Genomic DNA, 7675 nt, shown 5'->3' on the forward strand with positions numbered 1-7675 from the left:
TTTTATCTCCAGCTTATCGTTTAATAACGGTGGCGTCATGATTGATAATTAAGTTGGCAACAGTACTTAATGCAGCAACTATGGTTTTGTCTAAGGTCGACTGTGGTGGTTTTTCACCAATTTCTAACAGATGGTCAGCTTCTTCTGGCGCTTGAGTGTATTTGTTTAAAAATTGGGTATACATTTCGTTCATGACATTTAATTCTTGTTCGTCAGGGTATTGGCTGGTTAACAATCGATAAAGTTGAATTAAACGTTGTTTGTTATCGTCAGAATTGGCCATTACTTTTTCAGCTAAAACACGACCGGCTTCAACAAACTGAGGGTCATTCATCATGGTTAAGGCTTGTAATGGTGTATCGGTAGCTTGACGTGCTCCAACTGTATAAGTACGTGTAGGCGTGTCGAAATTGTGCATGCTAGGTGGCGGAGCATTACGTTTCCATACCGTGTACATACTTCGGCGGTATAAATCATCGCCTTCACTTTGTTTGTATTCAGCACGGTTCATTTTCCATAAGCCTTCAGGTTGGTATGGATAAACACTTTTGCCGCCCAATTTATTCACTAATAAACCACTTGCTGCTAAGACATTGTCTCTAAGCATTTCAGCGGTTAGCCGAACTCGAGGACCACGAGCAAATAGTGTATTTTCTGGATCTGTGGCTTTTAAGTCTTTATCTGCCACAGAGCTTTGTTGATATGTGGCTGACATGGCAATTGTTTTTAAAAGATGTTTAACATCCCAACCAGAATCGATAAATTCACGACTCAGCCAATCAAGGGCCTCTGGATGAGTGGGAAGTTTGCCTTGGCTACCAAAGTCTTCTGGTGTACGCACAATACCTTCGCCCATTAACATCGCCCAGTAGCGATTACTCACTACTCGAGAAACTAGCGGATGTTTAGGATCCGTTAGCCATTTAGCTAAACCAATGCGGTTTTTGGGTAATGACTCGTCGAATGGATAAACGGCTTCTGGTACACCGGGTTCGACTTTTTCACCATGATTGGAATATAAACCACGATCCAATATGTAACTTTGACGACGCTCACCCTTTAATTCTTGCATGATCATCATTTCATTGATGGGTTCATTTAAGGTGTTATGTTCATTGCGTAATTTAGTGAGTTGTTCAACCTTTTTAAGATAGTCCTGATTGTAACGTTTGTTGTAAAAACCCTTTAATGCTGAGGGTTCGTTTATCTGTGATTGACTAAAGGTTTCGCCAAATGCTTGTTTAGCGTTGGCTTTTATTTCAACCTTAGATAAATCTCTAGACCAAACTTTTAGGTCACTCACTAGCGCATCGGCTGCGCCTCTATCACGCCATCTGGCGCCGATTTTTAATCCAGCAACTAAGCCGAGGGAGTCTTCTTTTGGATGACTGATATCTTTATAAAGGTTATCTCGTTCAACCAGTAATGGGATTGACTCGCCGTTAATATACAGATGAACACCATCTGCTTTTGATGAACCGTCATAGGTTATCGCTAGATGTTGCCATTGGCCTTTTTCAATTGGCTGCTTTGAGCGCTTGACGATGGCATTATAAGGATAGGTGTGGGCAAAACGTACTATCCAATGATCATCAACAACACTTAAATCAAACCCTTTGTATGCATATAAGGTAGAGGATTTATTGTGATGGAAAATCGCTGCTTCTGTTGTGGATTCAGATAACTTTGCCTTAATTGAAACAGTAAGGGGTGTTGCACGGTTGAAGTGATTTTCATCCGGGAAATATAAGGCATCGTCACCATTCAGTAATATTGCTTGGTGACCTTCGTCTTTTTGATGTAGTAGTTCAGCCCCCGTTTTAACGTTTTTATTTGAGCTAAATAACACTCGTCCATGTTTATCTTTACGAACTAAGTTTAAGATTTTTTTATTGTTGTCGTCAGAGGTTAATGGGTAGTGGGCTACCAATGCATCTGTGGCTAATAGGTCAACTGCTGCTCTTTGTTTTTGCCAAGCATTAAAAGCATTATCACTACTTTGTGCAACAGCAATAACCTCGGCTTCAGCTTGTTCTATTTTTGTAGTTATTGTTTCAAGTGCAGCTTTTTGTTCTCTGGTAGGTAGTAACATAGTTGGCACAGGCATATCTTTGGCATCCCAAGATATTTGCCCAGAGTCATCATTGTTATTAAACATAGCGAAGGTTTGGTAATAATCTTTAGTGGGTACGTCATCGTATTTGTGGTCGTGACATTGAGCACAATGTAACGTGAGTCCAAGTAAACCTGTACCAACTGACTGCACACGATCTTTTACGTATTCAACCCGGAACTCTTCTAGAACTAAGCCGCCTTCATTGTTTTGGGTATGCATGCGATTAAAGGCAGTTGCTAGTTTTTGTTCGTTGCTGGCGTTGGGTAATAAATCACCTGCAATTTGCCAAGTAATGAATTTATCAAAAGGCATATTTTGGTTAAATTTTTCAATAACCCAGTCACGATATGGAGACACATCTCTGAATGGGTCGGTCGCGTATCCGTGTGTGTCGGCGTATCGTGCTACGTCAAGCCACTCTGTGGCGACTCTTTCGCCATACGAATCGCTAGCTAATAAGCGGTCAATCACTTTTTCATAGGCAGTATCACTATCGTCAGCTAAAAACTGATCGATTTCTTCAATCGTTGGCGGTAATCCGGTTAAATCAAAGGATACTCTACGAATGAGTGTTTCTTTACTAGCTTGTGGCGAAGGAACTAGATTGTTGTCTTCAATTTGTTTGAGCACATAGTGGTCAATAGGGTTAACTGGCCAATCACTATTTTTTACTTCTGGGAGCGCTTGTTTCTCAGGTGTAATAAACGACCAGTGCTTTTTATATTCTGCCCCTTGCTTAATCCACTTTTTAATCATGGCTTTATCACGATCTGATAACACCAAATTTGAATTTGGAGGGGGCATGATTATGTTGGGATCTGTTGACGTGATCCTTTGTAATGCTTCACTGTCTTCAGGCTTACCTGGCACTATGGCGTGGTTACCAGATTCGAGTACATGGGTAGTGGCGCGTTCGAATGTGTTTAAACTAAGCCCCGCTTTGGCATTGGGTAAATCAGGACCATGACACAAGAAACAGGTATCAGACAAAATAGGTTTAATATGAAAGTTGTAGTCGACCACTTCTGGCAGGTCATGCAAAGCTGTTTCAGCTTCCATTTCTGCGTCACCACCACAGGCCATTAATCCGAAGGCTGAAACCAATACTGTTATGACTTTAAATTTTGAGGTCAATAATTTAGTAAACATCCGATTACACTCGCTCTAATTTAATGGGATAGGTCTGATTGGAATTCCATTGGCCAACATATAGATTTTCGTCATTATCTACACATACAGCATGGCAATGATTAAACACATCCCAAGTGGTATGCATATTTTGCAATTTACCTTCTTGATAAATAGGCTGCGTGCCACCTGGGTTAGACACTACTTTGTTGTTTTTATCTAAGATGGTGATAAAGCCAGAATTGCTTTTTCGCTTTCCATCCACAACTGACCAACACACTGGAATGTATGCGTATTCACCTTTAAAGATTGGACCCCCTACAAATGCTCCTGGTGTTTGTACGGTACTGCGATATTTACCATCCATTTCAAATAGTTTTAATTCATTTGCGGCACGTGAACTCACCACTAAGTGCGGATCTGCTGGATTGCGTAAATCAATACCAATTCCGTGAGTGTTACTTAGATTATAGTTCGAATCTTGGTTGTTTTTTCCGCCCCAATGGCGAATGTACTGACCATTGTGATTATACTGGATTACTCTATCTGAGCCGTAGCCATCTGTTACATACAAGTCGCCATTGGCAGCAATTGTGATGTCAGTTGGACGGAAAGGGTCATTGGCATTATAAATACCAATAGTTAAAGGGTGCCCGATTGTATATACAAGTTTGCCATCAAGTGTAAGCTTGCTAATAAAGCCTTGTTGGGGGATAAACTTGTTTTTGGGAGACTTCCAATTGCCGGTAGTCACACCATCCCAATTGCGATTGAGTACCCAGCCACAATCGACAATATAGATAAAGTCTTCACCATTTTCGTGGTTGATCTTCACCGAGTGGGCACCAGGGTGTTGGGTGCCCCAAGCATCTAGTAATTTTCCATCCTTGTTATAGATAACAAAGTTATTTTTATCACTGTCGGTCACCATCACGATGCGACCTTGAGAATCAAAGGCGAGACCATGACAGTTCTCTACTGGAACTTTGTGTGGGTCTAAATTACCCCAAAAGTAATTTACTTTATATTTAAAATCACCATGCCCGATTATTTTTCCGTGAGCAGCTTCTCGAGAGGCTTTGGGTAAAGGCTTTTTAGGTGGCTCATGGGCGCTAGAGTGTTGGCTAAAGGCCGATAACAACAATGCAGAGCTAATAGCTGAGCTATTCTTGATGAATTGACGTTTGCTGTCGTCAACGCCTGCTTCATTGTGTTTAATTGATGAGGTGTCTTGGGACATTATTTGGCCGCCTTTTTAGCTTTTTCGGCGAGAGCCGTTTGAGTAGATTTCTGAAATTCAGCTAGCTTGTTGGATAAAGCAATAATTTGTAGCTCTGGCTTTAGGGCTGCTATTTCTGTAATAGTTGGTTTTGTCACGCTCGTTTGACCCACGTACACCTGCTTTAGACTTGGGAATTGAGTCAGGGTATGTAGGCTGTCATCGCTAATTTGGGTGCCAAATAAATTTAAGTATTCTAAATTTGGTAACGCTTTTAATAACTCGATAGCTTCATCTTTAACGGGGGTTTTATTTAATCGCAACCTGAGTAAGTTATTGAGTTGAGCAACTTTGGTAATTTGTTCAAGGTTAATTTGAGAATTAATTAAATTTAGGTAGGCCACGTAATCTTTTGCTGCGACTAGGGCCGAAATAGCTTCATTTGAAATGGCTTTTAAGTTTGACGAATAATCGATATCTAAATAATTAATATTGTTTGCGATCGTTTTTACTAAGAAACCATGTTGTTGTAATTGAGCTATTACTTGCCCAGGAATTTTGGTTTGTTTAGTCAGTGGCCAAGCGTTATCAGCAGGAGCCAAACCAAGCGTTTGTGAAAGTATTTTTTTATCTTGTTTAGATAAGGCGATAGTTTGCAAATTGCCAGTCATAGGAGCGCCAGCTTTTATCCACCAAGCAATAGTTTTGACTTGAGTATCTGTTAAAGGTGTTTTTCCTTCTGCAGGCATGAATTTTTTATCATGTTCGTCTAAGGTGATGCGTTTATATAACTCGCTATTATTTAATTTTCCATCGCCTAGAGTATGTGCTGTTTTACCTCCTTTATTTATACCCTCTATATTGGCTAGGTTTAATTTTCCTTTGGCCTTTGAATCGTTATGACAACTAATACAGTTGGCTTTAAATAGAGGTTGAATAAGATCGAGGTAAATATCTGCCTGTTCAATTTGGGTAATAGGTGGGCGAGGTGCTTGATGTGGTTCAAAACCGGCTAGGGTCCTGACAAAGTTAGGAGCATGTTCTACAAGGTAGGTTTCACCATGTGTCATGTTAGCACCGTAATGACCAGTGGCAAACAATAGGAATAATTGTAGGCTGACTAATAAACTGGTTGCTAGTTTTCCTACTTTCTTTTTATAAGAGAAAAGTAGTGTACAAATAATTGCCGTGATGGCTACTGAGATACCGAAAAGTTTATGGATGAATACTGCATCGTCATTATAGCCACCGCCTAATGACAGCATATAGCCCAGAATGCAGGCGAATATCGCAGAGATTGCCCCCCAAAACCAAACTTGGTTCAGTAGTTTTGCTCTTTCTTTTTGAAATAATGCAATATGCACTTCAATCAAAGCTGCTAGCAGCAATATACCGATAGGTAAATGCAACACCAATACATGGAAACGACCAAAAAATTGAATTAAATCCACAATAAACTCTAAATGCGACAGAATATATAATTTATATACTAATATATGATTCATATACGTATCAATGTTTATTGTTAACAATTTTGTATTATTTATAACTATTTTTGTGAATAAGGGTATAAGTGGTTACTCATATTTTTTTAATCGGCACTCGCCGCTACTTTTTAATGCGGGTTTTAAATATAGAAATTGGTGTCAGTATTTTTTACAATATTTTTGGTTCCAGCCCTTTTTTGTCCCTTAAACCCTTTAATATTAGGTTGGCACAACTTGTGCTTGCCCGTCATCAATGTTTATTAATAAGAAGTATATAATTTGAAAAATTTGATTGTTCTATTTGTTTGTCTATTCAGCCTATGTACTGAAGCTGCGATTATCACTTTGGATTTAGATAGTGACGATCAAGCGAGTTTTTCAGATGATTTGTTACAAAATGGCGAGCAAGCCTTTTCTGGACCTCTTGTAGTTACATTTAGTAATTTAATTACTTCGGATGGCAGCTCAGCTGCAGGAATTGACAGTGATGGCTTATATTTTAGTTCTGACCCTAATTATAGCGAGATTGTTTCAGTCACCTTGCTATTCAATATTGATGTTGTCCTGAGAAATGTTGACATCGATTATGACGAAAATAACCAAAATGGTAATTTTTGGTTTACCCAAGGTAGTCATCGTTCAGGTAACATGTTGGGAAAAATTGGAAATGTTAACTATGAGGCAGGTGCTATACCTTTCTTTAGAGCTAACACGGCTTATACTATTCATCATAATCTAACTGATGATAACTTTTTTCAAATAGATGAGCTTATTTTAGAAACGGTTAACGTACCAGAACCAAGTTCGTTAAGTGTTGTATTTCTTTCAATTACAAGTTTATTTTTGATACGACGTAGGTCTTTTCGTATTGGTAAACAATAAGGTTATTTCTAATTTGATTGATAAAACAAGAAGGGCTGTTCGGCCCTTTTTGTTTATATAAATTGATTAATTTTAGGTGTGATTTTAACTATTGCACTCTGCAAGATACTCATCTTTTAGTTTGATATAGTTTAAAGCTGATTGTTTTAGAAATTGTATTTCTGCTTCCTTTAATGGCCTAGCTTGTTTTGCGGGGTTACCTACATATAAGTAGCCACTTTTTAGGGTCTTGTTTGGAGGTACTAAAGTACCACCACCGATAAACACATCATTTTCGACTATAACGCCGTCCATAATAATGGCACCCATACCTACTAATATGCGATCACCTAGCGTACACCCGTGTAACATGCATTTATGTCCAACTGTTACATCTTCACCAATTATTAATGGAAAACCACCAGGATTGCTTTCACTAGTCCTGGTGACATGTAGCACTGTACCGTCTTGTACATTTGTTCTGTGCCCAATCTTTATGAAATTTACATCGCCCCTAGCAGCGACTAATGGCCAAATACTCACGTCATCCCCGCAAGTAACCTCACCCACTAATACAGCAGAATCGTCTATATAAGTGTTTTTACCTAATGTAGGTAAGGTATTTTTATATTTTCTAATAGTCATGTGGTGCTCTAAGTATTTATACAATTATCTTTATATTACCAAAATTAGAATACCTTTTAGCTCCAAATTGCTGTTTAACTAGCCCATTTGTTCGATAACTAGGCAGTCAGTAAATTAATTTAAAAAAGGAGTTGCAGTGGGAGAAGTTATGTCTATAATGCGCACCTCGCTTCGGGGAGTCACTTAAAACGGCTTTCCAGAAACAAGATTTATCTTGTT

The 7675-nt window shown here is 38.9% G+C and carries 5 protein-coding genes; 1 reads left to right on the forward strand and 4 read right to left on the reverse strand.

The features are described 5' to 3' along the window. Positions 1-13: 13 nt before the first annotated feature. Genes ACSHXM_RS06235 through ACSHXM_RS06245 form a run of 3 tightly spaced genes read right to left on the reverse strand, consistent with a single transcriptional unit; the run spans position 14 to position 5914 of the window. The gene (locus ACSHXM_RS06235) at positions 14-3265 is read right to left on the reverse strand and encodes a DUF1553 domain-containing protein (RefSeq protein WP_435687881.1); all 3252 of its coding nucleotides are present in this window, start codon (positions 3263-3265) and stop codon (positions 14-16) included. Positions 3266-3269: 4 nt separating this feature from the next. Next, entirely contained in the window at positions 3270-4484 is a 1215-nt protein-coding gene (locus ACSHXM_RS06240) for a 6-bladed beta-propeller (RefSeq protein ID WP_435687882.1), read from the reverse strand. Next, entirely contained in the window at positions 4484-5914 is a 1431-nt protein-coding gene (locus ACSHXM_RS06245) for a c-type cytochrome domain-containing protein (protein WP_435687883.1), read from the reverse strand. The genes ACSHXM_RS06240 and ACSHXM_RS06245 overlap by 1 nt, the downstream gene beginning before the upstream one ends. A 315-nt stretch (positions 5915-6229) precedes the next feature. Here ACSHXM_RS06245 and ACSHXM_RS06250 point away from each other — a divergent pair, with 315 nt between their 5' ends. Next, positions 6230-6832, forward strand: a complete 603-nt coding sequence (locus ACSHXM_RS06250) for a PEP-CTERM sorting domain-containing protein (protein WP_435687884.1) — start codon at positions 6230-6232, stop codon at positions 6830-6832. Positions 6833-6916: 84 nt separating this feature from the next. Here ACSHXM_RS06250 and ACSHXM_RS06255 read toward each other — a convergent pair whose 3' ends face one another. Then, positions 6917-7456, reverse strand: coding sequence for a gamma carbonic anhydrase family protein (locus ACSHXM_RS06255; RefSeq protein ID WP_435687885.1), 540 nt, complete (start codon positions 7454-7456; stop codon positions 6917-6919). Positions 7457-7675 lie beyond the last annotated feature (219 nt).

The sequence above is a fragment of the Paraglaciecola sp. genome (genome assembly GCF_051252315.1).
In the GTDB taxonomy this organism is placed as follows: Bacteria; Pseudomonadota; Gammaproteobacteria; order Enterobacterales; family Alteromonadaceae; genus Paraglaciecola.

Coding starts and splice junctions, on each gene's coding strand:
- ACSHXM_RS06240 (WP_435687882.1), bottom strand. CDS start 4,484: ATGTCCCAAGACACCTCATCAATTAAACACAATGAAGCAGGCGTTGAC.
- ACSHXM_RS06255 (WP_435687885.1), bottom strand. CDS start 7,456: ATGACTATTAGAAAATATAAAAATACCTTACCTACATTAGGTAAAAAC.
- ACSHXM_RS06235 (WP_435687881.1), bottom strand. CDS start 3,265: ATGTTTACTAAATTATTGACCTCAAAATTTAAAGTCATAACAGTATTG.